Source organism: Geomicrobium sp. JCM 19055 (assembly GCF_000698185.1).
GTDB classification, from domain to species: Bacteria; Bacillota; Bacilli; order Bacillales; family Marinococcaceae; genus Geomicrobium_A; species Geomicrobium_A sediminis.
In genome coordinates this window covers 1-24,068 of the sequence record NZ_BAXL01000011.1, presented here as the reverse complement: position 1 = coordinate 24,068, position 24,068 = coordinate 1, and the positions used below count along the sequence as shown (strand labels likewise).

Sequence of the window (24,068 nt, the reverse complement as noted above, 5' to 3'; positions counted from 1 at the left end):
ATTAACGGTGCTGTTCGTAATAAATCATTTCAGCACTTTTCTTTAATTTATCATAATTTTCATCCGAGAGGGGACCTAGTTCTGATGTAACACTGTTTTCTAGTACTTGTTCCGCAGTGCTTGCACCAGCTACAACCGAAGTGACCGCAGGGTGACGGAGTACATATCGAATCGCTTCTTGTGATGGTGTTGCTACATCACTAATGGCACGTAGAGCATCGGTCGCAAATAGAATGCGTTCCTTACTATGTCCAAGAAATCCGTCATCACTGACTTTTTCTTCCACTCGGTCTGTTAGCAATCCTTTAGCAACTGCGCCTCTTACGAGCACACCAATTCCGTTCTGGCGAAGTAACTCTAAAAGTTCCTCTTCTGGTCTTCGGTCGAGCAAACTATATTGCATCATCACACTCGCCATCCCAGAATGAAGGTACTCTCGAATAACATTCGGTCGTATTGAAGAAATTCCAAATTCGCGGATGTACCTTCTTGCTTTAATTCTTGCAATGCTTCAATGGATTCATCGATCGGGTCATCGATTGTTCCACCATGAAGTTGATACAAATCAATGTAATCTGTACCTAAACGCTTTAAACTATTTTTGCAAGCTTCTTTTAAGTAGGCTTTTGACGGATCCCAAAACCATCCATCTTTTCCTTCTTCAAAGTGATTCCCACCTTTTGTTCCAAGGACTAGGTCACTTCTTCTTTCTTTAATTAATTCTCCAACCATTCGCTCATTCTCACCAAAAGCGTAGAGATCAGCAGTATCATAGTAATTGATCCCTTTTTCAATAGCCGTCTCAATAATTCGTTTCGATTGTGTAGAGTCGTTAGGTAAACTCATTGTGCCTAATGAAATCTCACTAAGTTCAATCTCTGACTTTCCTAGCGTACGTCGATTCAAAGTCATCCCTCCAACAATAGTTTCTTATTCATCCTGTACCCGAAATCGTTGTAAATCATACATTTCTTATCGCAGTAAAACAAGTCTAACTCATCGTACCAAGCAAAATTCTTGATTGTGTATGTCAATCAGTTTATGATTATACTGATAACAACTGAAGGAGACATGTGTATGGAGCAGACAGATCGCCGCCTTGCGTTATTGCTATGGTTCCGGCTCGCGCGCTTTTACAATCACAACATCCGTCAAACGAACAAGAACCTAGATGATTATGACCTTTCCACCGCACAATTCGATTTACTCGTGCAAGTCGGTGCTCATCAGCCCATTACACAACAAGACTTAGCAGAAAAGCTTATTGTCACGAAAGGTAACATTACACACCTTGTTAAGAAGATGGAGACCCGTGAGCTGATCACACGCAAACAAGAATGGAAAACAAAATATTTATCGCTAACAAAAGAAGGATTAGCGTTGTATCAGCAGGTTGTACCTATGCAAGAAGAGTTTCAAATGAACCAATTTGCCAGCTTATCAACCGATGAACAAAAAGAGTTATTACGTTTACTCACACGACTTCATAAAAGTGATTCATCATCAGATTAAACTCATCATGATGGTTTTGAATGCGCACACTAACAACAATTCCAGTTAAAGGAGTGATACCAATGAAACACATCTTTCAAAAAGGCTCTAACGAACAAGCACCTGTTTTACTCCTCTTACACGGTACGGGTGGCGACGAAAACGACTTGCTTCCATTAGCGAAAATGATTGCACCTGACTCGTCGGTATTAAGTGTTCGTGGAAACGTATCAGAAAATGGGATGCCGCGGTTTTTCCGTCGCTTACAAGAAGGCGTATTTGATGAAGAAGATTTGATCTTCCGTACAAAAGAGCTACATGAATTTCTCGCTCAAGCCGCTTCAGAATACAACTTCGATCGCTCCAACATCGTCGCTGTCGGATATTCAAATGGAGCCAATATTGCAGCGAGTCTATTGTTCCATTATGAAAACTCACTAAAAGGAGCTAGCCTCCATCATCCGATGGTGCCAAGAAGAGGTGTGACTCTTCCTGCTCTTAACGATACGCCGATCTTTATCGGAGCTGGAAAGCAAGACCCAATTTGTCGTCCCGAAGAAACAGAAGAACTAAACAACTTGCTACAAGAAGCCGGGCAGATGTGACCTTACATTGGGAAAACGGTGGGCATCAGCTCACTCAATCCGAATTAAGTGAAGCGATTAATTGGTTTAATAAGACCTTCTAATCTAGACCGCCTACTCTACGTTTGAGTAGGCGGTTTCATGTTACAATGAGGAAAAAAACATGATGAGGGTAACATGCTTAATACAACTCCAAACAAACGCACTCCATATGTTTTGGCAGTCATTGCAATCTTGATCGTTGCACTCAATTTACGACCTGCCATAACGAGTGTGGGACCTTTACTTACGATGATTCGTGATGACCTTCACTTATCACATGTCCAAATTAGCTTCATGACGCGCTGCCTTTACTTTCATTTTCACTTTTATCTCTTTTTGCCCCAAAACTTTCAAGATCGTTTGGTCTTGAGCGAATGATTTTTGTTGGACTTATTCTCTTAATTTTAGGAATGATCGTTCGTTTCATGCCAGTGAATGCGCTTCTTTTTGTTGGTACCGTATTAGTCGGCATTGGAATCGCTTTATGTAATGTGTTAATTCCTGGTTTTGTAAAAAAAACCTTTCCATTAAGGATCGGATTATTCACGAGTTTGTATATGACATCTATGGCTGTGTTTGCAACAATCGCTTCAGGAATGAGCGTTCCACTTGCGCTAAACCTTGGTCTTGGTTGGAATGTAAGTTTATTTATTTGGATTGTTCCTGCCTTTTTAGCACTCATCCTTTGGTTACCACAACTGCAATATAAAACGAAAAACCAAATAAAGACCGTGCCAACCGCCACAAAGCTTTGGCACTCAAAGCTTGCATGGCAAGTGACCGCCTTTATGGGTTTACAATCGATTCTTTTCTATAGCTTAATTACGTGGTTACCTGAATTATTAATGCTTAACGGTTTTAACGCAACTGAAGCCGGGTTCTTTTTAGCTTGGATGCAAATCTTCGGCATCCCGGCAACGTTTATCGTTCCAATTATCGGTGCTCGTCTTTACGATCAACGAAAGATCGTACTCATATTAGGCGTACTCTATGCAACTGGTTTTCTTGGCCTAGTTTTCTTTAACGGTTCTTTGTTTACAACCGGATTTTTTTATCGCACTTGTTGGCATTGCCCAAGGTGGCGCAGTTAGTTTATCCTTTCTGTTGTTATCACTGCGAACACAAACCGCCCAAGACGCGGCATCACTTTCTGGCATGTCGCAAGCGGTCGGCTATTTGTTTGCAACGATTGGTCCGATTGGTTTTGGGCTTTTATTGCAATCCGTTCAACTACCAGAGCTTACGTATATGCTCTGCCTTATTCTTACGATCGTCTTACTGATTGTAGGTTTGTTCGCTAGCCGAAACAAAACGATCTAAAAAAACCGATGAGGAGTGCCTCATCGGTTTTTTAGATTATTGCTGTACAATTCTTCCTTCAACATCAGGAATTTCTTCGCCTGAGCGAATATAATCAATCAGAATTTCACTTAACAACTCGCCCGTTGATAACACAATTTCTTGGTCTTCAAACATCGCATACCCATCTCCACCAGCTGCTAGGAAATCGTTTGTTCCAACGAGATACGTTTTTGTCGTATCTAATGGTTCGCCATCGATCTCAACAGATGTTATACGCTCATATGGAGCTGCCTCTGGATCATATTGTACGTTCATCCCTGAAACGTGTAAAAACCCACCGTTACTTTCAGGATAAACGCTTAATGATTCCTCTAACGCTTCAACAAGCACATCTCCTGTCATTTCTTGAGCTTCTACGAGGTTAATAAAAGGAAAAGCATTCATCACATCATGGATCGTCACGTCACCCGCTTCGATACTGTCTCGAATTCCTCCACCATTCATAATAGCCACATCTGCATCGGTTCGTTGACGCATCGCGTCTGTAATTAAGTTGCCTAAGTTCGATTCCTCACGTCTGACGACCTCTCGATCCCCTTCAAGACGTGTATCGATAGAGCCGATCACTTCACTTAATGCTTCATCAACTTTAGTCACATACTGTTGTACGAGCTTATCAGTTTCTGGATGTGGTTCAAAACGCTCATTCACGTCACGAATTAATTGACCGTTCATCGATGCAAGCTCATCTTCATAATAATAAAGATTCACAACGCCTACTGCTTTCGTATGCTCATGAGCTTGAGCAATGAATGTACGATCATGATAAAACGGTTGTTCAACCGCTGTATGACTATGTCCACCGATGATTAAATCGACACCTTCAATTTCTTCTGCTAAAGTTTGGTCTACTGAATGACCTGAGTGTGTTAACAAAACGACTTGATCCACTTTGTCTTCAATAGCCTCGACTTCACGCTTGGCAATTTCTACATCATTATAAAATGTAATTCCTTCAACATTACTCGGGTGTGTTCGAATGGGTGTATCTTCTGTTGTAATACCAACAAAGCCGATTTTTTTGTCACCGAGTTCTGCAATTGAATAACGCTCCACTAATGGCTCCCCAGTTTCATCGACGATCACATTGCTAGCAAGGATCGGAAAATCTGCTAGATCACTTAATTCTAATAAACGATTATACCCATAATTAAATTCATGATTCCCAGCAGCCATCGCATCATAGCCAATCTGGTTCATAAGCTCAACCATTGCTTGTCCCTCTGTATAATGCACGTGATTTGTACCATGGAAAGTATCTCCGCCATCGACGAGGAGCACGTCTTCGCTTTGTTGTTTAATGAGATCATAGATTGTATGTACTTTTGCAAGACCCATGACACCTTCATCATCGTATTGCATCACTCTTCCGTGCATATCATTTGTATGTACGATTGAGCGTTTTGTAAAGTAGTTGTCTTGACGTTCTAGAATCGCATCAACTTGGTGAGGGGCAATGTTTTGATTCGGTCGCATGTAACCATTTGTATAGCCAGTCATAATGCCATACTGTGCACAGTCGCCAGTGCCTCACTCGCAAAGCTCGTCTCTGAAACATCTTCGAATTGCAAAAGCGTTGATAAATCATCTGCTTCTAAGTTCATTGCACGGGTCATAAATAACGATGCATGTGCCCTCGTTACAGGATCTTCTGTACCAAAACGAGTGTCCGTACGTCCTGTTGTAATTCCAAGTTCCACTGCTGCAGTTACATACGGTGCATATTCTTCACTTACATCTTCAAAAGCGAGCGTTGATGTGTCATAATGCTCGACTTCAATGTCCATTTCGTCCATCATTTTTTTTGAGGAATTCCCCTCGTTTTACTTCTGAACCTTCAGCAAGTTGTGGAATGCTTAACATCGGTACTGTAAGCAAGGCTGCTAACCAGAACTTCTTCATGTTACCCACCTCCTATAGAATTACTTTCATCGTAGCAAACTGAGCAAATGCGACAAGAGTCGTGCAAGAAGTTTAACAAGAATACTAAGTAAAACTTACAATTCTATAAGAAAGACCCACATTCTATACATTGAATGCGGGTCTAAAATCCTTACTAAGATGAACGATGGTGTCGTTCTTTATTTTTTTGCACGACGCTCTTCTTCATTACCAAGAATTGGTTCAAGATCATCTTGGACACTTTCTTTTGATAATGATACACCTGAACGATAAGCCGCTCGACATATGAGATGTCCTGCAACAGGCGCAGTAAGGAACACGAAAATAATTCCTAAGATTAACCGTACACTATATACCCCTTCGGATAATCCAAAGAAGAGAAATGCCCCAATGATCGTTACGAGAACACCGAGAGTAGCACTTTTTGTCGCTGCATGTGAACGGGTGTACACATCTGGTAAGCGGATTAAACCAAAAGCGCTAATTAGTGCTAATGCAACACCTATAAGCACTAGAATGGCAACAATGATTTCAATCATGCTTTCGTTCAATTGCTACACCCCTCTCAATAAACTTCGAAAATGCTATCGTTCCGATAAAGGCGAGTATACCGAGTATAAGGATTGCCTCAAGGTATGCCGTGGATCTCATATATATAGAGAACACTGCAATCAAGGCAATTAAGTTAATCCCGATTGAATCAAGAGCAATAATTCGATCTGGCATTGATGGCCCTTTATATACTCTATACAAAGCAACCAAGATGGCGAAGGAGATTAACAACAACGAGATCAATAAAATAAGATCAAACATTATCTTGTAACCCCCATAATCGCTTTTTCAAACTTATCTTTCGAACGTAACGCCATGTCACTTGAATCTGGAATGTCCATGGCATGCATATAAAAAGTCTTACCATCTTCAGAAACTTCTATAACGACTGAACCAGGAGTAAGCATTAAAAGTAACGCTAACACTGTAATCTCTAAATCGGTTTCTAGTGTCGTTTCTAATGTAAAGATCCCTGGAGTGATATTTAATTTCGGACGCAAGATTTGTCTAGTAATTAAGATGCTCGAAGAAATTAACTCACGGATAAATAACACTAACAACGCAATGAGCGCCCAAATCCTTCTCAGGTAGAACGGTTCATTAAAGAACCTACGTGTCATCCAGATGAGTAAGAGGCCGAGCAAATAACCTAGTGTAAACGTACTTATACTCCAATCATCTTGCAAAAACATCCAAAGCGCTGCGATAAATAAATTTAATAGTATTTGTACGGGCATGCTCTCACCTCTCTTATTCCCCGTTAGGCATAACTGCGTCGATATACAAGGAAGGATTGTTAATGACTTCAGCAGCTTCCATAATATAGACGTTCACGAACTCCGCTCCAAGCCCCATTCCGATTACAATGACTGTAAGAATTGCACTAGGAAGAAGTGTTCCTTTCGTTGACATCTTTTCATCTTCAACGGTCAGTTGGTTCTCACCCCAAAATCCATTAATAAAGATTTTGATGACGGAGTAAAGAACCATAAGGCTCGTAATTAAACCTACAGCAGCAATGATATAGAACCCTTCACCAATCGCCTCTTGTAAAACGAGAAGCTTTCCGATGAAGCCACTTAACGGTGGTACCCCTGCAAGGCAAGTGCTGCAATAAAGAACATCCAACCGAGTGAAGCGTGGTTTCGAATCATCCCACTCATTTCACGAAGCTTATCTGTACCCGTCAACCCAATCATAATTCCACCGAGTATAAACAGGAGAGCTTTTACGAACATATCATGAATCAAGTAGAATACCGAGCCTGCGATCGCTGTTGTCGTAAAGACTGCAAAACCGGCAATCATAAATCCTACTGCGACGACAACATTGTATGCCAGTATTTTTCTGAGACTCCAGTGTGCAACTGCCCCAATCGCTCCGATAATCATCGTCAATATCCCGAGCCAAGCGAGCAGTTGATGCGTAATCTCCGGTTGATGTGGAAATACAACAGAAAACATACGGAAAATCGAATAAATCCCGACTTTTGTTAGAAGCGCTGCAAACAATGCCGCAACGGCCATCGGTGGTGCACCGTATGAACCTGGTAACCAGAAGTACATCAGTAAGGCAGCCTTTAACGCAAATACGAGCATTAGAAAGATCGCAACCGTCGTTAATAGACCATCCTGTCCTGCCTCTGATACACGAATCGCCATATGTGCAAAATTCAACGTTCCTAGCATTCCGTATAAATACGCAATCGCAATGAGGAACATCATTGAAGACACGATATTCACGAGTACGTATTTAATCGATTCACGAAGCTGAACTTTCTTACCTCCAAGAGCGATTAACACGTACGAAGATAGCAACATCACTTCGAAGAATACGAACAGGTTAAATAAATCTCCTGTTAAAAATGATCCCATAACACCGACAAGTAAAAATTGGATGAACGTATAGAAATAATACCGTTCACGCTCTTCTCCAATTGTACGAAACCCGTATAACAAACAACAAATCCCAACGATAACTGTTGTAAACACGAGTAACATTGCGAACATGTCAGCAACAAGGACAATCCCGTAAGGCGGCTCCCAGCCCCCTAGATTTAACGTCATCGTGCCTTCATTCAAGACACGTTGAATGATAATCGCTGCGACGACCCCTACAGCCAACAAAGAAAGAATGCTTAACCAACGCTGGGCAGAGATGCGATTTCTAAGGAAGATAAGTAGGACGCCCGTAAGGAGTGGAATTAGCAATAATAAAATAATGATATTATTCATCGTCAATACCCCTTAGTTTATCCATATCGTCTGTTCCTAGTTCTTTATACGCTCGATACGCAAGTACCAAGAAGAAACCTGTCGTTGCAAAGTTAATCACGATTGCAGTTAAGATCAACGCTTGCGGAAGAGGATCGGCGTAGGCGAGCGCTTCAATGTTTGTAATTGGCGGCGCTCCTTCTTTTAGGCCAGCGGTCGTAAGCAGTAGCAATAATGCACCGTGACCGATGACTGCCGTTCCTAAAATAATTCTGAGTAAGCTTCTTGACATGACCAAATACGTACCAGCAGTTACGAGGACACCTATTAGAATAGACATTAGTATTTCCATAGTTATACATCCTCACTAATACTTAAAATGATTGTGAGTGTCCCACCAACAACTGTAAACAACACACCAAACTCAAAGAGTACAGATGTGGCAAGCTCAATCTCCCCAAAAACGGGAAGTCAACGTACTCAAACGTATGACTTAGGAAAGGGAATCCGAGTAATATCGACCCTAACCCGGTAAGCATTGATACAGAAACCCCAACTCCTATTAATGTGCGATAGTTAATCGGGATTGCTTTAGAAATCGTATCAATATCATAAGACAAGTAGAGGAGGACGAGCTGATGCAGCCATAAGCCTCCGATAAATCCTCCGCCTGTGTCGTGATGCCCTGCAAAAAAAGAGGTAAAAGGCGAACGTGAAGATGATGAAAACAACAATCTTCGTTACCGTCTGCAAGATTACATCATTGACTTTCATCCGTTCCCCTCCTTTTCTCTAATCGTAATCGCACGAGTGCATACACTCCAAGACCTGCAATGGCGACAACGACAATTTCAAGGAACGTGTCAAATCCACGGAAGTCAGCGAGAATTGCGTTAACCATATTCGCTGCACCAGCAAGATCATAACTATCACCATAATAGGTAGAGATCGGTTCAAACAAGTTGTACCCATTTACACTTAGTGCAAGTAACGTAACGAGTGAACCAACGCCAAGTGCGACAATAAAATTGCTCACTTTGAACTTCTCGCCCTCTTCTTCACTACGACTTTTCAGTTTCGGTAAGTGATAGAAGCATAACAAGTAAAGTGCAACAGATACCGTCTCAATCGCGAGCTGCGTCAAAGCTAAGTCTGGTGCACGTAGAATGATGAAGAACAACGCGACAACATAACCTAACACCCCGACAGACACAACAGCTGTCAATCTTGAACGCGTCGCCATCACTAACACTGTCGACCCAAGCAAGACGAGGGCTAGTACAATTTCAAACAAGTTAATGGACGCTAAGTTGTCTGTGTACAGTGTGAAATCCGTCAACATGAAGTAACTTCCACCAACGATTAAGATAATCGTAATAAAGATGTACATCAGATAATCGCGAATATAACCCGTCATGTGCCAATCAATCACTTTATGTGAGCCGCGTTCCATTCCACTAAGACCATGCTTGAACCAATTGTTCAAGTGCATCCATTGCGGCATATGGTTATAAAGCCCGATCCAGCGGTTTAACGTCGCAAAGAGGATTAAACCTAATGCAACAACTGCCATCGTCATAAATAACTCTGGTACAAATCCATGCCACCACGAAATTGTATAATCATCAAAGACCCCAGCTGCTGATGGAATGATTGATGCGACCATCGGCTTTAACGCATAGTCACCAATGACATTCGGGAAGAAGAAGATCGCCAAAACGAGAAATCCTAAAATTGAAGGCGGTATAAGCATTCCAAGTGGTGCTTCGTGCGCTTTCTTCTCAAGGCGCTCTGGCTGGTATTTCCCAAGAAACGTCTTATAGACGAGAATAATGCTGTAAATAAACGTAAATACGCTTGCAATCCAAGCAACTATTGGAATGATGGCACCATATGTTGCCATATTGAAGATATCTAAGTTCGCAGCATTTAACGTTCCAGTAAAGAACATTTCCTTACTAATAAATCCATTAAATGGCGGTAGTCCGGCCATTGATAAGCTTCCGATAACAGCTAGTGTAAATGAAACCGGCATAATGGTCATAAGCCACCGAGCTTACGCATATCGCGCGTTCCCGTCTCATGGTCAACAATCCCGACAACCATAAACAAGCTACCTTTAAACGTTGAATGGTTAATCAGGTGAAACACAGCTGCAAGTACGGCATACGCGTGTAACTGTACACCTTGATCACCCGGATTGAAGTAAAGCGCAGCTGACCCCATACCGAGCAATGACATAATTAAACCGAGTTGACTTATCGTTGAGAAAGCAAGTAATGCTTTTAAGTCGCGTTGCTTAACAGCATTAAGTGATCCCCAGATTAGGTGAATAGACCGACAAAAGTGACGATCCAGAACCATTCTGGCGTCCCACCAAACGCAGGTGTAAACCGTGCAACAAGATAAATCCCCGCTTTAACCATCGTTGCAGAGTGCAAGTAAGCACTAATTGGTGTTGGTGCTTCCATCGCATCTGGCAACCAAATGTGAAACGGAAATTGTGCAGACTTCGTAAATGCTCCAAGCAATAGAAGCAACATTGCAGGCAAGAATAAGTCGTGTTGTACGAGCAAATCACTTTGAGCGATGACTTCTCGAATGCTAAATGTCCCAGTGATATTGTGAATCATAATAATGGACGCAAGCATTGCAAAACCACCAAGTACAGTGATCAACATCGCCTTTTGTGCACCGAACCTTGATTGCTTTCTTTGATACCAATATGCAATGAGTAAGAATGACGAAATACTCGTAAGTTCCCAGAACAAGTAAAGGACAATCATGTTGTCAGAAAGGACGACCCCTAGCATCGCTCCCATAAACATCATAAGATACACATAGAAATTGTGTAACGCCTCACGTGCTTTAGATAAATAATAAATTGAGTAGATAACGACTAATGCACCGATCCCCGAGATAATTAGTGCAAAAATCAATCCTAAACCGTCCACGAATACTGCAAAGTTAATATCGAGGTACGGGATCCAAGGTATTTCATACATCGCTGTTTCACCGTTTGCAAGCATCGGCAAATAAGTTGCCAAGTATCCAAAAATCACGACAGGAACGACTAAAACAAACCACCCTGTATGTATCCTCGGAAAAGCTTTATATAATAGAGGTATGAATACAGCAAATAATAAAGGTAAAACGATCATTAAATGTACCCAAGACAATGAACTAAAACCTCCTTGTAACTTTCATTCATGTAAACGCTCAAAAACTCTCGATGAATTTAACTTTCCCGAATTTAAAAACGCTTATTACGAGAACAACAACTCTCGAAATTATTAGCTGGAAATGAATAACGAACGGGGGTAATTCCGGGTGGATTATGGGATTAAGGGATAAAGCCCTTAGATGTGTCAGAATTTTCTCACACAAAGACACGGGTTACGAAATGCATTCTAAAAAGCCGAAAGCCATTCGACTTCTTCACTCTACTTCAATTCACTCGATAGCAATTGTACTCATAACAATAGTATCAATGCAAAACATCTGCTCGTCGAACAACTAAACAGATTGTTTTCCTATGCATATGTCATACAGAGTATATAATAAAAATAACATCAATGCACGCAAGTTGCTTTTATATAGGTAGTTTGTTGATGAATTGTAACAATTGAATCATATATAAAACGCATAAAATTACCATTAATTTCAGGGATTTTCTTTCTTTGACTAGGAAATTTTAAAAATATGTGAGAGACCAATTGACATCTTAAAACAAACAGGAGTAAGCTATACTATGCATGAATTATGGTGCGGCCTTTTGCCCCATTCGTAGAGGTGAATAAAGATGGATCAAGCAATTCAGGCTAAAATGGACGAAAGCTTGCTTGTTTGCGTTTATCATGGCCCTAACGGCGAACGTTTAATTCGAAGAGGGGCTAAAATCGCACAGAAGTTAAACTGTCCATTTTACATTCTAACCGTTGACCCTTCCCCATTAAATGAGCTAGATCATGAAAAGAGCCAATATGTTGATTATTGGAGAGAGCTAGCGAAGGAAGTCAACGCTTCGGAATTTATTATTAAAGACAATGAAAAGCGACCAACAACAAAAGTCATTTCCGAAGTAGCTCGTGAAAAACAAGTTACTCAAGTGATTATTGGTCAAACGGCAAAAAGTCGTTGGGAAGAGATTACGAAAGGTTCTCTAATCAACACGTTGCTGAAAGAACTTCCATTTGTTGATCTTCATATTATCGCAGTTACACGTGGACTGAAGAATTATCAAGAAGAGCACTTTGAAAAAGGGGTGCGAGCGTACTTGATCCGCTCTGAGAGCGAAGATAGCTACCAACTCACGTTTAATCACTCTGTTAAATGCTCGTATGAAGGCATCTTCTTCAAAGAGGTCGGTACCGACTTCAATAATGGAATCTTTAAGTTTATGAAGGATAACAAAATGATCGAAGTTCACGTAACCGATGATCAAGTGATCCCTTCTGAAAACTTTCTAAAGAAAGAATAGAAAAAACCAGGCGCCTTTTCGGTCGACCTGGTTTTTCTTTTGATCTAACTATACATCGGGGTAAAACGTTCGAAGGTCCATTTCGGCTTGATTTGAATGCACAAAGTCTGCAAGTAATTTACCCGCATAAGGCCCCATAGTCAATCCTGTCGCCCCAAAACCGTTTGCCACATAAAATGTATGTTCCGCATCAAGCGGCCCAAGAACAGGCTTATTATCCGCACTAATGGGGCGAAATCCTACTCGTGTTTCAAGCCACTCATAATGATCGGCTCCAGGGATTAACTCAGAAGTGACTGACAGCACTTCGTGCAATCCACCAGCGGTTACTTGTTCAGTAAATCCTTTCCCATCTTCTCTCGTTGCTCCAACAACGATACGTGAATCCTCAAATGATAAAATGTAATAACTTGACTCTGGTTGGATAATTGGCCAATCACTCGTATCTTCACCATGAGCTTTTAAATGAACAATCTGTCCACGTTGCGGACGAACCTTATGTTTCGGTCTTACTGGTAATTGAAGCTCTTCAAGCCATGCACCAGAAGCAACGATTACTTTATTCGGCATCTCGCACTCACCATTCACTTCGAGTTTTGGTGCTTCGCCTTTTGTACTCAGAACCTTCGCTGTGCCGTTCACCCATTTCACACCAAGCTTTTGTGCCGACTGTTGCATCGCAAGCTGCAGTTTTCTTCCGTCCACACGCGCCCCTCCACTAACAAACAAAGACTCGTATTGTTCATGTAACGGTGGGAACCTCTCCTTCGTTTGTTCTTTACCTAAACGCTTCAACGTACCGATTCCAGGGTTTCGTTCCTTCTCTTTTAAGAGCTCGTCTTCTAATTGGGAAAGATAGTTATCGTCGGTTGAAACCGCAAGCGTTCCGACTTTTTTTATATCCTGTATTGCCAAATCCTTCTGCTTCAAGCTGATGTTGTAATGTTTCATAATACGTAGCTCCTCGGGTTGAGAGCTCATATCCTGGCGTGTTTTTATTTCGTTTTGTTACCCAAGGACAAACAATGCCCGCGCCAGCATCAGTCGCTCTACCTGATCGTTGATCATCAATTACTGTAATCTTTTCACCGTGATGAGCGAGATGATACGCAATGCTCGTGCCAATAATACCGCCGCCGATTATTGCAATTGACATGCTTTCTCCTCCTAATTACAGTTATTATATCTCTTTTATTATGATTGAAATGTGACCAATCTGACTACAATAACGTCTAAGGTTGTGATCATACGCACCGCCATACGTCCATTTACATAGACTAAATGAGCGGTTACTTTTCTCTTTTAAAAAGGGTTCAGCCTTGCTATTATGTAAGATAGCTTACGCCCACAATCTAACATTAAAAGGGCATTGAATACAAAAGGGTGAATGACATGACGTCTACTTCTGTTTATAACGCGTTACAACAAGCATTACCTGAAACTAACATACTCGTTGATGAACCTTTAAAACACTATACACATACTCGCACAGGGGGCATTGCTGACTATCTTGTGTTGCCATCAACGTATGAGCAAGCAAGTGCTGTCGTCAGCATCGCACATCAAGAACAAATCCCACTTACATTGCTCGGCAACGGCTCAAACCTAATTGTACGTGACGGTGGCATCCGCGGAATTGTTCTACACTTTAGTCATTTAACCGCAATTGAGGCTGATGGTACGAGAGTGACTGCACAAACGGGCGCACCCATTATTGGCGTCTCTCGTCGTGCACTCGATGAGAAGTTAACGGGCATGGAGTTTGCTTGTGGTATTCCTGGTTCTGTTGGCGGAGCGCTTGTCATGAACGCAGGTGCTTACGGTGGAGAGATTTCCTACGTGCTTGATTACGCAAAGCTTCTTACTCGAGAAGGGACGTTAATTACCCTTACGAATGAAGAGCTTGAACTCGCCTACCGAAGCAGCATTATCTCTAAAGAACAACTAATCGTCTTAGAAGCTTCGTTTAAGCTTGAGACAGGCGACTACGAGGCCATTAAAGCGAAGATGGATGAATTAACGTATTTAAGAGAATCGAAGCAACCGCTCGAATACCCATCATGTGGTAGTGTCTTCAAACGTCCTCCTAATCACTTTGCTGGTAAGTTAATTCAAGACAGTGGTTTGCAACAAACTCGAGTAGGAGACGCTGAAGTCTCAGAAAAGCATGCTGGATTTATCGTTAACCGAGGAAATGCTACTGCGACTGACTATGTGTCTTTAATTAAACACATCCAAGATACAGTACGTAATAAGTTCAACGTTGATTTGCATACTGAAGTGAAAATCATTGGAGAAGACTAAGCCGAAGTGGCTTAGTCTTTTTTTGTACGGTGCTTGTTGATATACGTAGTTTGGAACTCGTTGTACATCTTCATAGGATTTATGGAAAACGTGAGTCGCTGCCGGTGACAAAGGTGGAATGAGCCACGTCCAGTCCCCCGACACATCACGTCCTGATTTCTCTTCCAATTGTTCAAAATGGCGAAATTGCTTTGCTGCTGTATGATGGTCAACAATTGTGACTCCTGCATCTTTATATGACTGGAGTACAGCCGCATTTAATTCTACAAGAGCACGGTCTTTCCAAAGCGTAGAATCGTGATTACGCTCAAACCTAAACGCATCAGCAATGTCAGGTAACTTATTATAGCGAAAAGGGTCCGCTAAGTTCCTTGCTCCAATTTCAGTGCCCATATACCAACCGTTAAATGGTGCCGCCGGGAAGTCAATGCCGCCTGCCGTGAGCTTCATATCTGAGATTATTGGAACCGCGTACCATCTGAGACGCAACGCATTAAACGCTTCATTACGTTGATGTTCGATTCTTACTTCTTTTATAAGATCTGCAGGAATCTCTTTAATGTGTGGTTCGTTATCTCCTACTTGAATGACAAGTGGTAAAATGTCGTAATCGCTTCCCTCTCCTTGCCAACCGAGCGACTCGCATAACTTCGTAAATGAAACAGAATCCGGATCACCTACTACTCCGTCTTTACGTTCATATCCTGCATAGCGAAGTAGCTGATGGTTCCAAACACGAACTTCGTATAGTGACCCCTGTTCAGGGAATATTGTTACCATCGAGCGTATACTACCGTCATTTGTTGCAGATTGAATGTGTTGAAACAAATATGAAAAAAACGTCTTCTTCTGACTGAACATCTCGCGCATCAACAACGGTTAATCGGTCCCAAAACAAGCGACCAATGCAACGATTACTATTGCGCCAAGCAACTTTCGCCGCGTACGTCAATTCATCCGTCGTTAAATCATAACGACCAGTTTGTTCGATTTGTTCGGACACCTCTTGAAATCGAACGTCGAAGTACCTCGATGATTGTTGATTGTAATATTCTTTTAGGAATTGCCGAGCGTCTTCGATCATCGTCTTCCACCTCATTATTCACGTTGCTTTTCCTATCTTTACATACTTTTCATTCACATACAAAGTCTTGCAACCTTTCACCTTTATTGTCGTATTTTCTATTGGAATACGAATGGTACTTAACAGCATTCAATGAATCGCTTACAATATAAGTGAGTTCTTCAAATAAAGGACGTGTGATCAACATGAATATTGGTTTCTTTTTATTGCCAAAACAAGAAGTGAAATACTTAAGCCCGGATGCCACAATTAGACAGGCTATAGAGAAAATGCGTCATCATCGTTACACTGCCGCTCCTCTTATTAATGGCGATGGTAAGTATGCAGGAACGATCACTGAAGGGGATTTACTTTGGGTCATTATGGATAATCGCGAGCAACCACTAGACACCATCATGAACCTGCGACTAAAAGACATTCCACAACGTGTTAAAAACATCCCCATATACATTAATGCGGAAATGGAAGACCTTATTGCGTTATCTTCCGACCAAAACTTCATTCCTGTTATGGACGATTCTGGTTACTTTATCGGAATCGTACGACGAAGAGACGTTATTAAATACTGCTCATCACAATTATTTAACAAAAAACAAGAAGAGAACATCTAAAAATTCATGATGTTCTCTTCTTGTTTTTATTGATATTGCTTTAGCGTATGGTAAAGCTTTAAGGCATGGCTAATTTCGCCTTCAACTTTAAGTTGACCTGTCATGTAAGCGGTCGTAGGATTCCATTCACCATCGAGCAATTTATGAAAGTTCTTATCGCTCATCTTAAGCACACAATCTGCTTCACCCGGAACCGGATTCGATTCAACTTCAACAACACCATCTTTGAATACAATGCCGTATAATCCTTCGGTTTTTAATTCAAAATGATATCGTCTTTCTAAATCTTCAATATGCTTAGGGTTTTCATTCATTTGATTCGCTAATTGTTGAATCTTCTCTTCTGTTGCCATCTGCCACTCCCCTTATTCACAATGTACATCTTTCTCTATTGTACTGAATGATCATTCATTTTAAAAGAGGAGGCTTATTATTTTTGTTCCTGACTTTTGGCAATCGCTTCTTCACGCAACTTATATTTCTGGATTTTCCCTGACGCAGTATCGGATACTCGTCGACAAAGTACACATCTCTTGGCACTTTGAACCGTGATATTTTGTTAAAGCAATAGCGTTTTAGCTCATCCTCAGTAAGTGATGTATGCGGTTTCAAAAGAACCCAAGCCGATACTGCTTCACCGTATTTCTCATCAGGAACTCCCACGACTTGAACGTCTTGGATTGCAGGATGTGTGTACAGAAACTCTTCGATCTCTCGCGGGTAGATATTTTCTCCACCACGAATAATCATATCTTTGAGGCGGCCGGTGATTTTACAATACCCGTCATCATCCATCACGGCCAAGTCCCCAGTATGAAGCCACCCATCTGGTTGTAAAACGGCGTCTGTTGCCTCTTGATTGTTGTAATACCCGCTCATCACATGATAGCCACGAGTACAAAATTCACCTTGTTCTCCACGCGGCACTTCTTCCTCTGTCCCAGGTTGGACAATCTTCACTTCAACATTTGCTAACGCACGCCCAACCGTCTCAACGCGTAATTGCAAAGGATCATCGACTTGCGTTTGCGTACAAACAGGAGACGCTTCCGTCTGTCCATAAGCAATCGTCATTTCCTTAAGTCCCATTTTGTCTACGACACCTTTCATGACTTCAATCGGACAATTAGATCCTGCCATAATTCCTGTGCGCAGCGTACTCAAATCATACGTCTCAAACCCTTCTACATTCATTTCTGCAATGAACATCGTCGGTACGCCATGTAACGCTGTACATTTCTCCTTCTCTACCGTTCTTAAGACTACTTTAGGGTCGAACTCTTGAATTGGCACCATCGTCGCTCCCGTTGTTACACATGCGATTGTACTCATCACACACCCAAAGCAGTGGAAAAATGGCACTGGGATGCAAAGGCGGTCTTCAACGCCTAACTGCATTCGGTTCGCAACGTTATACCCGTTGTTAACGATATTACGATGCGTCAACATGACGCCTTTGGGAAATCCTGTCGTTCCAGACGTGTATTGCATGTTGATCACTTCATCAGGTTGTAATGTATCCATTCGTCGTTGGAGCGCATCGTTACTTACTGTAACTGCTTGCTCCAGTAGATCTGTCCAGTTATACATTCCTGGATATCGCTCTACACCAAGGTAGATCACCCGTCTTAAATGTGGCAACGCTTCAGAATACAACTCACCTGGAACAGATGTCTTTAATTCAGGAACAATTTCATACAACGTATCAATGTAGGACGTCCCTTTGTATTCATCCATTAAGAGTAACGTTGTTGTATCCGATTGCTCTAACAAATAACGTAGTTCCGCAGAACGATAATTCGTATTAACCGTTACTAATACAGCGCCTACTTTAGCGGACGCAAATTGTGTACTCACCCACTCTGGAATGTTGGAAGCCCAAATGGATAAATGTTCCCCTTTCTCGATCCCAAGACTCATAAGCCCCTTTGCCACAGTTCTACAATGTTCTTCAAATTGTGAATACGTATAGCGTAATCCTCGATCGCTATATACAAGTGCTTCTCGATTCGGTTGTTCGCTTGCTGTGTCTGTAAGAATCTGACCGAGTGTTCGCTCAATTAATTCAACCATCCAGCTTCACGTCCTTTTTAGAGAAAGAGTTGTTGTGTACATGTTCTAGAAAAACGCTGGATTTCCTTTTAACAATTGCACGGTCTCGGTGGCTAAGGAAAATAGAAGTTATTTATTCTGGAGCACCTTTCTACCAAGATTTTCTTGTATTCGATTCGCAATGATGATAAATTTCTGATGGACTAATTCAGAAGGAGTTTTACATATGGATTTTAAATTTATTCTTAAATTAATTTTCGGAACGATTACGACGATCTTTTTCTCACTTTATACTTTTTTTGTTTGGGCTTAGTGTAGAAGCTATTTCTATCATTTTACTTAGCATAATCGTTACAATGACTCTACTCATATATAAAGAAATAAGAGAAATTAATCGAAAACATTTTAAGAGCAGTTAGCCAAGAAGAAATAGCTAGAAAGACTTGGTTGATGCCTCATATGCCTTCTCATTAAAAAACTCCTCTCAAAGTATATGTGCCTACTTTGAGAGGAGTTTTCTCGTATTAAATCGTTAATCCGAAGATTTCTGCTATGCCTCGCGCATGTCCGAGTGCAACCGATTGTAAAAACGCATCATCAGTTAACCGTTCCGCATCACTAGCTGTATCGATAAACATGTTCTCAGTAAGAATTGCTGGCATAATTGTTTCTCTTAAAACAGCAAAGTTTGCCGTTTTCTCACCGCGATCGGTGACGTCTATTTCTTGCATAATTGCTTGGTGAACCGTCGTTTGATACGTGGCTGTCTCCGTTGGCGCTGACGTGTAAATAAACGATTCAAATCCTGTTCCTCCACCTGCATTCACGTGTATGGACACAAAATAATCCGCACCAAAGTCATTTGCAAGCTGGGCTCGTGCCGATAAGCCAACATCACTGTCATCACTTCTTGACAACTGCAGCTCTACATTTTCATCGGCTTCGAGCAATGCTTGAAGTCGTAAAGCCAAATCTAGCGTAATGTTCTTCTCTTCTAAACCGTTTGCAACCGCTCCAGGATCATTCCCACCGTGACCAGGATCAATAAAAATTCGAACCATTTGATCATCTCCCTTCAGTACATAAAGAGAGAAATCCACACCCATTCACAACGTATTAGAAAGAAAAAGGCATTAGTCTTCGTCTTTTGTCCCTACTGGATTTTCTTCAAACGAGGACCATTCACTCCAACTACCAGGGTATAACTTCACGTTGTTAATGCCTGCTTGTCGCATACCAATTACATTCGCCGTAGCAGACACCCCAGAACCACAATAGACGATGACTTCCTTCTTCTCTTTCAACGGTTTATACATGTCTTGCAGCTGTTCTTTCGTTTTCCATGTTCCTGAATCGTTTATGTTTTCCTTCCAGAAAAGATTCAACGCACCAGGGATGTGGCCCGCTTGTTGGTCTAATGGCTCCACTTGACCTGCATAACGCTCGAATGCTCTTGCATCAACAAGACAGACGTCTTCTAAGTCTTTTTTTCTGTTTCACTTCTTCCATCGTCGCCACAAGATCGGCTTGAATTGACGGAGTGAACGAGACAGCTTCAAGCTTAGGTTTGGCATCCGTCACAGGGTAGCCTTGATCTTTCCAAGCCGTATAATTCTCATCGAGGATTGATACACGTTGTTGTCCTACGTACTGAAGGAGCCACCATAGCCTTCCTGCCATTGAACCGTTTTGATCATCATAAACGATGACATGTTTCTCCTCGTTAATACCAGAGCGCTCGAGGAGTTTAACAAATGATAAAACATCCGGTAATGGATGCCTGCCACCTTCTTGCTTAGGTTTCGTCGCGTCGGATAAGTCTTTTTTCAAATCGAAATGAATCGCTCCTGGAATATGATCAATCGCATACTCTGCGCGTCCCTTCGATTCATCCATTAAATCGAACCTCACATCTACAATGACGATCTGACTGTCATACAAATGTTCATGTAACCATTCTTTTGTTACGATGTCTTGTGTCTTCATTAACGATCCCTCTTTTTAAAATGTAGTTATTGTATATAAAAATACACTACCCGTTTAAAGGTAGTGCTTAAGCTTCATCCTTGAAGTTATTCTGTAAAATCAATCCACTAAAACTTACACCAGCAGCAATAAGAATGATAATGACTAAACTCCAATGCGCTTGTGTCCCGGGAGCCTCAAGCATAGAAAAAAAATGCGATACCTACTGCTACTGCACCGAGACCCATGCCAGACATATACAGTCGTTCGCCAATTCTGCGCAGTGTGAACACCCCTCTTTATTATCTAACTTTTCAATCTTTTAAGCAAGCATGAACTTGCTGAAAGTTCACGTTTTTAGTACGCTTAAAGAAATTAAAAGAGAAGGTGACAGATTTTGCAAACTCGACTACAACAACTTGAAACCTTTGCACAACAACAAAACTTAGACGCTATCCTCGTCACATCAACAGCAAATGTCTTTTATTTAACTGGCTTTTACTGCGATCCGAAAGAACGTTTCTTAGGGTTACTTTTGTTCTCTGACGGTCGAAAGCCAATGATCATTTGTCCAAACATGGAAATGAACTTAGCAAGAGCAGCAGGCTGGGCACATGATATTAACGGGTATGATGATACCGAAAACCCCTTTGATAAATTTCCGTCAATGACTTCTTTAGCCATTGAAGAGGAACACGTCACAGTTGCTCGCTTACGTAAACTTACCAATACGCATCGCAACATCGAAACGACGTCGATTGACAACGAATTGCTTGGCATGCGCCTCCAGAAGACCGAAGAAGAAATTGAGTTGCTACAAAAAGCTGCTCATTATGCTGACAGAGCAGTAGAACTTGGTGTTGCCGCCCTTAAAGAAGGCGTAACAGAACTAGAGATTATTCAAGCCATTGAATCTGGATTAAAGCAAGAAGGCATCTCGAAAATGAGCTTTGATCCTGTCGTCTTATTCGGCAAAAACGCAGCAGACCCACATGGCAGCCCAGGTACAACCCCATTAAAACGTGGCGACGCTGTCTTAATGGACCTCGGTGTTTATTATGAAGGGTACGCTTCTGACATTACACGCACGGTCTTCTTCGGTGAACCATCGAAAGAACATCAAGAAGTCTACGAAACCGTTCTTGCTGCAAACGTTGCTGGGATTAACGCGTGTGTTGTCGATGCACCGATCCAAGACACTGATGACGCTGCTCGCTCCCTCATTACACAAGCAGGTTATGGAGAGTACTTCACTCATCGACTCGGCCACGGGCTCGGCATTGAAGTACACGAGGAACCTTCAATGCACGGTAAGAACAGCCAACTTCTCCAAGAAGGTATGGCATTAACCGTCGAACCCGGTATTTATCTACTCGAAAATATTGGCGTACGTATAGAAGACGATCTTATTGTTACGAATAACGGCCCGCTCGTTCTTACACAATACCCGAAAAGCTTACAAATCGTATAATTAGAACCTTACGATGCTCCGTCCTCTACACGTTGGACGGAGTTTTTTGATGAGTTAACTGAATACACGCGACTGTCGCAATCGATAACGAAAAATAAGGCATAGCTCATGACGTGCTATGCCTACCATTAGATCGAATTGGTCATCTAATTGAAACCTCTTAGCTCTTAACCGTTGCAGGTAAAAAGAACGCACGTAACTCTTGCCAATTGTCTACGCGCTTAAACCTTGAATCGTTGACATTATGAAACGCCGTGTACATAATGCTTTCCCCCGAGAACGACTCGAGTTTATCAGGGTGGTCGTCAACGAGATAATCGGCGTGAATAATGCTCTTATCACCACAGAAGACGAAATTTTGTGGATTTAAAAATGGGAAATGTTCGCGCAACCAGTAAAATTTCTCTGAAAACGAAGTCGGAACTTCCATTGCTGCTGTCGCAATAAAGATTTCGTAATGATCATGTAGCTCTTTCATAACTTCAACGGCATCTGGCATCACATCAAGCGATGCGAAGAAACCTGGTTCTTGTAGAATTTCATAAATTTCTTTCGTATGATGCGGACGCACTGCTCGAAGTTTTTGTGCTTTTAAATCTTGAACGGTCAACGTGTCTTCAAAACGCTCATTGTAACGCTCAAGAAGTTCAGAAATGAGATCTGCCATGACCTCATCCATATCAAAGGCTATTCTTTGTTTCATCTTTATCACCCTCCGTCACCTTCTATTGTATCTGATCTTCTTTAACAGATATATTAAATGATTCAATGTTTAGTTGTTCTTAACAACATTTACAAAAAAAAGAAAGCCCCAACCGATGATCGGCAGGAACTTTCATTACGTATACAGTCATCACACAAAGATGTACTGTGTTCATTCAAGTCATCACATTGCACGTTATGAATAGCCATTATTTGAAGCATATGAGCTCCAAAACCATGCTAAACGTTTAGGCAATCATATCAATACAATTAAGTATTCACCCCGTACACTTATCATATTGAAAATGATTCTCAATGTCAATTTATTTTCGCGATGAATAGTTCCACATCTACCGTTACGTTTAATTGTTCAAAGCTTTGTAACACTTGTTTTTGTTCAGCGGTCGCATCCCAGGATGCAGGTGTCATATCAATTAAAGCGGGAATATGCTCACGTTTCACTTCAAGCTGTTGATAAACGGAGCGTTGCTCCAACACTTCAAAGCGTTTCGCATAATTTGCAATCGCATCCGTCGTATCAAGGGAACGCCCTTTTTCACCGTACAGTTCATCTCGAAGTTCTTGTAAATACCGCTTACCAGGAATTGCCTTAATAATTACCCCGCCAGGCTTTAGTACTCTTGTAAATTCCCGACTATTAAGCGGTGAAAATATATTAAGAACGACGTCGATGGAATCGGTTGCGATTGGTAATTCTTCTACATTCGCAACCGTCCATAACAGACGGTCCATTTGACTTGTTGCGAGTGCGATTCCCTCTTTTGAAGAATCAAGGCCTACCCCGACGCTCGTATGGAATTTCTCAACAATCCTTCTTAAATGGCTTCCTTCTCCACATCCAATATCAAGAATACTTAGCTCTTCATCTCCTACATGTGTAGTGATGAGCGCTCCATCTCAGCTAACACTTGCTGGAATAACCCTAAGTTATAGATGGCACGCCTTGATTGAAACATCTCTTTCGTATAGTCACTATCCATTGGCTTTTTTTAGCAAATGAACATAGCCTTTCTTGGCAAGATCAAAGGAATGTTGCTTAGAACACACTAAGCTTCTTTCAATAACCTCAACGGCTTCAAGACAAATTGGACAACGGAAAAGTCCAGCGTTTTTTTGATAAAGCTCTGCTGCAATGTCAATTTTCTTCATGATTCACCTTCGTTCAAACGTTTGAATCATCATATCATATGTCTTTACACATGAAAAAAAGCAGAGATCAACTCTGCTTTTTT

The 24,068-nt window shown here is 41.5% G+C and carries 25 protein-coding genes and 6 pseudogenes; 8 read left to right on the top strand and 23 right to left on the bottom strand.

Features of this window, described 5'->3' with window-relative positions:
• Nucleotide 1 precedes the first annotated feature (1 nt).
• A pseudogene (locus JCM19055_RS10690) lies at nucleotides 2-906 on the bottom strand (aldo/keto reductase).
• Between the two features lie 171 nt (nucleotides 907-1,077).
• Here JCM19055_RS10690 and JCM19055_RS10685 point away from each other — a divergent pair.
• From JCM19055_RS10685 to JCM19055_RS23580, 4 genes and pseudogenes are all read left to right on the top strand, one after another.
• A complete protein-coding gene (locus JCM19055_RS10685) occupies nucleotides 1,078-1,512 on the top strand; it encodes a MarR family winged helix-turn-helix transcriptional regulator (RefSeq protein WP_042359727.1) in 435 nt (144 codons plus the stop codon).
• 62 nt (nucleotides 1,513-1,574) lie between these two features.
• Nucleotides 1,575-2,179, top strand: a pseudogene (locus tag JCM19055_RS10680) (alpha/beta hydrolase).
• A gap of 240 nt (nucleotides 2,180-2,419) precedes the next feature.
• On the top strand, nucleotides 2,420-3,208 hold the full coding sequence (locus JCM19055_RS23585; protein ID WP_081833617.1) for an MFS transporter: 789 nt from the start codon (nucleotides 2,420-2,422) through the stop codon (nucleotides 3,206-3,208).
• Between the two features lie 13 nt (nucleotides 3,209-3,221).
• The gene (locus JCM19055_RS23580; RefSeq protein WP_052366201.1) at nucleotides 3,222-3,437 is read left to right on the top strand and encodes a hypothetical protein; all 216 of its coding nucleotides are present in this window, start codon (nucleotides 3,222-3,224) and stop codon (nucleotides 3,435-3,437) included.
• 36 nt (nucleotides 3,438-3,473) lie between these two features.
• On the opposite strand, the gene JCM19055_RS10670 is transcribed toward JCM19055_RS23580, so the two are convergent.
• The 11 genes and pseudogenes from JCM19055_RS10670 to JCM19055_RS10630 form a co-directional block, all read right to left on the bottom strand.
• Entirely contained in the window at nucleotides 3,474-4,979 is a 1,506-nt protein-coding gene (locus JCM19055_RS10670) for a bifunctional UDP-sugar hydrolase/5'-nucleotidase (RefSeq protein ID WP_052366200.1), read from the bottom strand.
• Nucleotides 4,976-5,278, bottom strand: a complete 303-nt coding sequence (locus JCM19055_RS10665; RefSeq protein ID WP_081833616.1) for an S-layer homology domain-containing protein — start codon at nucleotides 5,276-5,278, stop codon at nucleotides 4,976-4,978. The genes JCM19055_RS10670 and JCM19055_RS10665 overlap by 4 nt, the downstream gene beginning before the upstream one ends.
• Nucleotides 5,256-5,381: a hypothetical protein gene (locus tag JCM19055_RS29320; RefSeq protein ID WP_265182027.1), complete on the bottom strand. Its 126-nt coding sequence runs from the start codon at nucleotides 5,379-5,381 to the stop codon at nucleotides 5,256-5,258. Before JCM19055_RS29320 ends, JCM19055_RS10665 begins: the two co-directional genes overlap by 23 nt.
• A 179-nt stretch (nucleotides 5,382-5,560) precedes the next feature.
• Entirely contained in the window at nucleotides 5,561-5,920 is a 360-nt protein-coding gene (locus tag JCM19055_RS10660) for a Na+/H+ antiporter subunit G (RefSeq protein ID WP_152549845.1), read from the bottom strand.
• Nucleotides 5,913-6,194, bottom strand: a complete 282-nt coding sequence (locus JCM19055_RS10655; RefSeq protein WP_042359724.1) for a Na(+)/H(+) antiporter subunit F1 — start codon at nucleotides 6,192-6,194, stop codon at nucleotides 5,913-5,915. Before JCM19055_RS10655 ends, JCM19055_RS10660 begins: the two co-directional genes overlap by 8 nt.
• Nucleotides 6,194-6,670 carry a Na+/H+ antiporter subunit E gene (locus JCM19055_RS10650; protein WP_042359723.1) on the bottom strand — a complete coding sequence of 159 codons (477 nt, stop codon included), beginning with the start codon at nucleotides 6,668-6,670 and terminating at the stop codon, nucleotides 6,194-6,196. Before JCM19055_RS10650 ends, JCM19055_RS10655 begins: the two co-directional genes overlap by 1 nt.
• A 13-nt stretch (nucleotides 6,671-6,683) precedes the next feature.
• Nucleotides 6,684-7,061, bottom strand: a complete 378-nt coding sequence (locus JCM19055_RS31630) for a hypothetical protein (protein WP_370543080.1) — start codon at nucleotides 7,059-7,061, stop codon at nucleotides 6,684-6,686.
• Complete coding sequence (locus JCM19055_RS10645) at nucleotides 7,013-8,167, bottom strand: proton-conducting transporter membrane subunit (RefSeq protein WP_370543079.1); 1,155 nt, start codon at nucleotides 8,165-8,167, stop codon at nucleotides 7,013-7,015. The genes JCM19055_RS31630 and JCM19055_RS10645 overlap by 49 nt, the downstream gene beginning before the upstream one ends.
• Entirely contained in the window at nucleotides 8,160-8,498 is a 339-nt protein-coding gene (locus tag JCM19055_RS10640; RefSeq protein WP_042359722.1) for a Na(+)/H(+) antiporter subunit C, read from the bottom strand. Before JCM19055_RS10640 ends, JCM19055_RS10645 begins: the two co-directional genes overlap by 8 nt.
• 2 nt (nucleotides 8,499-8,500) lie before the next feature.
• A pseudogene (locus JCM19055_RS10635) lies at nucleotides 8,501-8,920 on the bottom strand (Na(+)/H(+) antiporter subunit B).
• Nucleotides 8,907-11,325 (bottom strand): annotated as a pseudogene (locus tag JCM19055_RS10630) (Na+/H+ antiporter subunit A). Before JCM19055_RS10630 ends, JCM19055_RS10635 begins: the two co-directional pseudogenes overlap by 14 nt.
• A gap of 623 nt (nucleotides 11,326-11,948) precedes the next feature.
• Between JCM19055_RS10630 and JCM19055_RS10625 the strand changes: the two are divergent.
• On the top strand, nucleotides 11,949-12,626 hold the full coding sequence (locus JCM19055_RS10625; RefSeq protein ID WP_042359721.1) for a universal stress protein: 678 nt from the start codon (nucleotides 11,949-11,951) through the stop codon (nucleotides 12,624-12,626).
• 48 nt (nucleotides 12,627-12,674) lie between these two features.
• Here the strand turns inward: JCM19055_RS10625 and JCM19055_RS10620 are convergent, their stop codons facing one another.
• A complete protein-coding gene (locus tag JCM19055_RS10620; RefSeq protein WP_193745390.1) occupies nucleotides 12,675-13,541 on the bottom strand; it encodes an FAD-binding oxidoreductase in 867 nt (288 codons plus the stop codon).
• Nucleotides 13,486-13,782 (bottom strand): FAD-dependent oxidoreductase, encoded by a 297-nt coding sequence (locus tag JCM19055_RS25425; RefSeq protein ID WP_081833614.1) that lies wholly within the window; start codon nucleotides 13,780-13,782, stop codon nucleotides 13,486-13,488. The genes JCM19055_RS10620 and JCM19055_RS25425 overlap by 56 nt, the downstream gene beginning before the upstream one ends.
• A gap of 236 nt (nucleotides 13,783-14,018) precedes the next feature.
• Here JCM19055_RS25425 and murB point away from each other — a divergent pair, with 236 nt between their 5' ends.
• Nucleotides 14,019-14,930, top strand: coding sequence for a UDP-N-acetylmuramate dehydrogenase (murB, locus tag JCM19055_RS10615; RefSeq protein ID WP_081833613.1), 912 nt, complete (start codon nucleotides 14,019-14,021; stop codon nucleotides 14,928-14,930).
• Between the two features lie 24 nt (nucleotides 14,931-14,954).
• Here murB and JCM19055_RS10610 read toward each other — a convergent pair.
• Nucleotides 14,955-16,029 (bottom strand): annotated as a pseudogene (locus tag JCM19055_RS10610) (nitric oxide synthase oxygenase); the annotation flags it as partial.
• 170 nt (nucleotides 16,030-16,199) lie between these two features.
• Here JCM19055_RS10610 and JCM19055_RS10605 point away from each other — a divergent pair.
• Nucleotides 16,200-16,625: a CBS domain-containing protein gene (locus tag JCM19055_RS10605; protein WP_042359720.1), complete on the top strand. Its 426-nt coding sequence runs from the start codon at nucleotides 16,200-16,202 to the stop codon at nucleotides 16,623-16,625.
• A 26-nt stretch (nucleotides 16,626-16,651) separates the two neighbouring features.
• Here the strand turns inward: JCM19055_RS10605 and JCM19055_RS10600 are convergent, their stop codons facing one another.
• The 5 genes and pseudogenes from JCM19055_RS10600 to JCM19055_RS29310 form a co-directional block, all read right to left on the bottom strand.
• On the bottom strand, nucleotides 16,652-16,978 hold the full coding sequence (locus JCM19055_RS10600) for an SCP2 sterol-binding domain-containing protein (RefSeq protein ID WP_042359719.1): 327 nt from the start codon (nucleotides 16,976-16,978) through the stop codon (nucleotides 16,652-16,654).
• A gap of 77 nt (nucleotides 16,979-17,055) precedes the next feature.
• Nucleotides 17,056-18,698 (bottom strand): annotated as a pseudogene (locus JCM19055_RS10595) (AMP-binding protein).
• Between the two features lie 503 nt (nucleotides 18,699-19,201).
• Nucleotides 19,202-19,738, bottom strand: a complete 537-nt coding sequence (locus tag JCM19055_RS10590; RefSeq protein ID WP_042359802.1) for an N-acetylmuramoyl-L-alanine amidase — start codon at nucleotides 19,736-19,738, stop codon at nucleotides 19,202-19,204.
• Between the two features lie 72 nt (nucleotides 19,739-19,810).
• Nucleotides 19,811-20,104, bottom strand: coding sequence for a sulfurtransferase (locus JCM19055_RS29315; RefSeq protein ID WP_052366199.1), 294 nt, complete (start codon nucleotides 20,102-20,104; stop codon nucleotides 19,811-19,813).
• 31 nt (nucleotides 20,105-20,135) lie between these two features.
• On the bottom strand, nucleotides 20,136-20,663 hold the full coding sequence (locus JCM19055_RS29310) for a sulfurtransferase (protein WP_052366198.1): 528 nt from the start codon (nucleotides 20,661-20,663) through the stop codon (nucleotides 20,136-20,138).
• Nucleotides 20,664-21,039: 376 nt separating this feature from the next.
• Here JCM19055_RS29310 and JCM19055_RS10580 point away from each other — a divergent pair, with 376 nt between their 5' ends.
• A complete protein-coding gene (locus JCM19055_RS10580; RefSeq protein ID WP_042359718.1) occupies nucleotides 21,040-22,113 on the top strand; it encodes a Xaa-Pro peptidase family protein in 1,074 nt (357 codons plus the stop codon).
• A gap of 160 nt (nucleotides 22,114-22,273) precedes the next feature.
• On the opposite strand, the gene JCM19055_RS10575 is transcribed toward JCM19055_RS10580, so the two are convergent.
• The 3 genes from JCM19055_RS10575 to JCM19055_RS27325 all read right to left on the bottom strand — a co-directional run bounded on the left by JCM19055_RS10575 (nucleotide 22,274) and on the right by JCM19055_RS27325 (nucleotide 23,985).
• Complete coding sequence (locus JCM19055_RS10575) at nucleotides 22,274-22,816, bottom strand: 5'-3'-deoxyribonucleotidase (RefSeq protein WP_042359801.1); 543 nt, start codon at nucleotides 22,814-22,816, stop codon at nucleotides 22,274-22,276.
• Between the two features lie 317 nt (nucleotides 22,817-23,133).
• On the bottom strand, nucleotides 23,134-23,688 hold the full coding sequence (locus JCM19055_RS23565) for a methyltransferase domain-containing protein (RefSeq protein ID WP_265182046.1): 555 nt from the start codon (nucleotides 23,686-23,688) through the stop codon (nucleotides 23,134-23,136).
• A 120-nt stretch (nucleotides 23,689-23,808) separates the two neighbouring features.
• The gene (locus tag JCM19055_RS27325) at nucleotides 23,809-23,985 is read right to left on the bottom strand and encodes a putative RNA methyltransferase (protein ID WP_193745389.1); all 177 of its coding nucleotides are present in this window, start codon (nucleotides 23,983-23,985) and stop codon (nucleotides 23,809-23,811) included.
• Nucleotides 23,986-24,068: the final 83 nt, after the last annotated feature.

Excerpts from the sequence above, each read along its gene's own strand:
- JCM19055_RS10685 (WP_042359727.1), top strand. The coding sequence starts at position 1,078 with ATGGAGCAGACAGATCGCCGCCTTGCGTTATTGCTATGGTTCCGGCTC.
- JCM19055_RS10670 (WP_052366200.1), bottom strand. The coding sequence starts at position 4,979 with ATGACTGGCTATACAAATGGTTACATGCGACCGAATCAAAACATTGCC.
- JCM19055_RS10665 (WP_081833616.1), bottom strand. The coding sequence starts at position 5,278 with ATGATGGACGAAATGGACATTGAAGTCGAGCATTATGACACATCAACG.
- JCM19055_RS29320 (WP_265182027.1), bottom strand. The coding sequence starts at position 5,381 with ATGAAGAAGTTCTGGTTAGCAGCCTTGCTTACAGTACCGATGTTAAGC.
- JCM19055_RS10660 (WP_152549845.1), bottom strand. The coding sequence starts at position 5,920 with ATGATTGAAATCATTGTTGCCATTCTAGTGCTTATAGGTGTTGCATTA.
- JCM19055_RS10655 (WP_042359724.1), bottom strand. The coding sequence starts at position 6,194 with ATGTTTGATCTTATTTTATTGATCTCGTTGTTGTTAATCTCCTTCGCC.
- JCM19055_RS10650 (WP_042359723.1), bottom strand. The coding sequence starts at position 6,670 with ATGCCCGTACAAATACTATTAAATTTATTTATCGCAGCGCTTTGGATG.
- JCM19055_RS10645 (WP_370543079.1), bottom strand. The coding sequence starts at position 8,167 with ATGAATAATATCATTATTTTATTATTGCTAATTCCACTCCTTACGGGC.
- JCM19055_RS10640 (WP_042359722.1), bottom strand. The coding sequence starts at position 8,498 with ATGGAAATACTAATGTCTATTCTAATAGGTGTCCTCGTAACTGCTGGT.
- JCM19055_RS10625 (WP_042359721.1), top strand. The coding sequence starts at position 11,949 with ATGGATCAAGCAATTCAGGCTAAAATGGACGAAAGCTTGCTTGTTTGC.
- JCM19055_RS25425 (WP_081833614.1), bottom strand. The coding sequence starts at position 13,782 with ATGTCAATTGCAATAATCGGCGGCGGTATTATTGGCACGAGCATTGCG.
- murB (WP_081833613.1), top strand. The coding sequence starts at position 14,019 with ATGACGTCTACTTCTGTTTATAACGCGTTACAACAAGCATTACCTGAA.
- JCM19055_RS10605 (WP_042359720.1), top strand. The coding sequence starts at position 16,200 with ATGAATATTGGTTTCTTTTTATTGCCAAAACAAGAAGTGAAATACTTA.
- JCM19055_RS10600 (WP_042359719.1), bottom strand. The coding sequence starts at position 16,978 with ATGGCAACAGAAGAGAAGATTCAACAATTAGCGAATCAAATGAATGAA.
- JCM19055_RS10590 (WP_042359802.1), bottom strand. The coding sequence starts at position 19,738 with ATGGTTCGAATTTTTATTGATCCTGGTCACGGTGGGAATGATCCTGGA.
- JCM19055_RS29310 (WP_052366198.1), bottom strand. The coding sequence starts at position 20,663 with ATGAAGACACAAGACATCGTAACAAAAGAATGGTTACATGAACATTTG.
- JCM19055_RS10575 (WP_042359801.1), bottom strand. The coding sequence starts at position 22,816 with ATGAAACAAAGAATAGCCTTTGATATGGATGAGGTCATGGCAGATCTC.
- JCM19055_RS27325 (WP_193745389.1), bottom strand. The coding sequence starts at position 23,985 with ATGAAGAAAATTGACATTGCAGCAGAGCTTTATCAAAAAAACGCTGGA.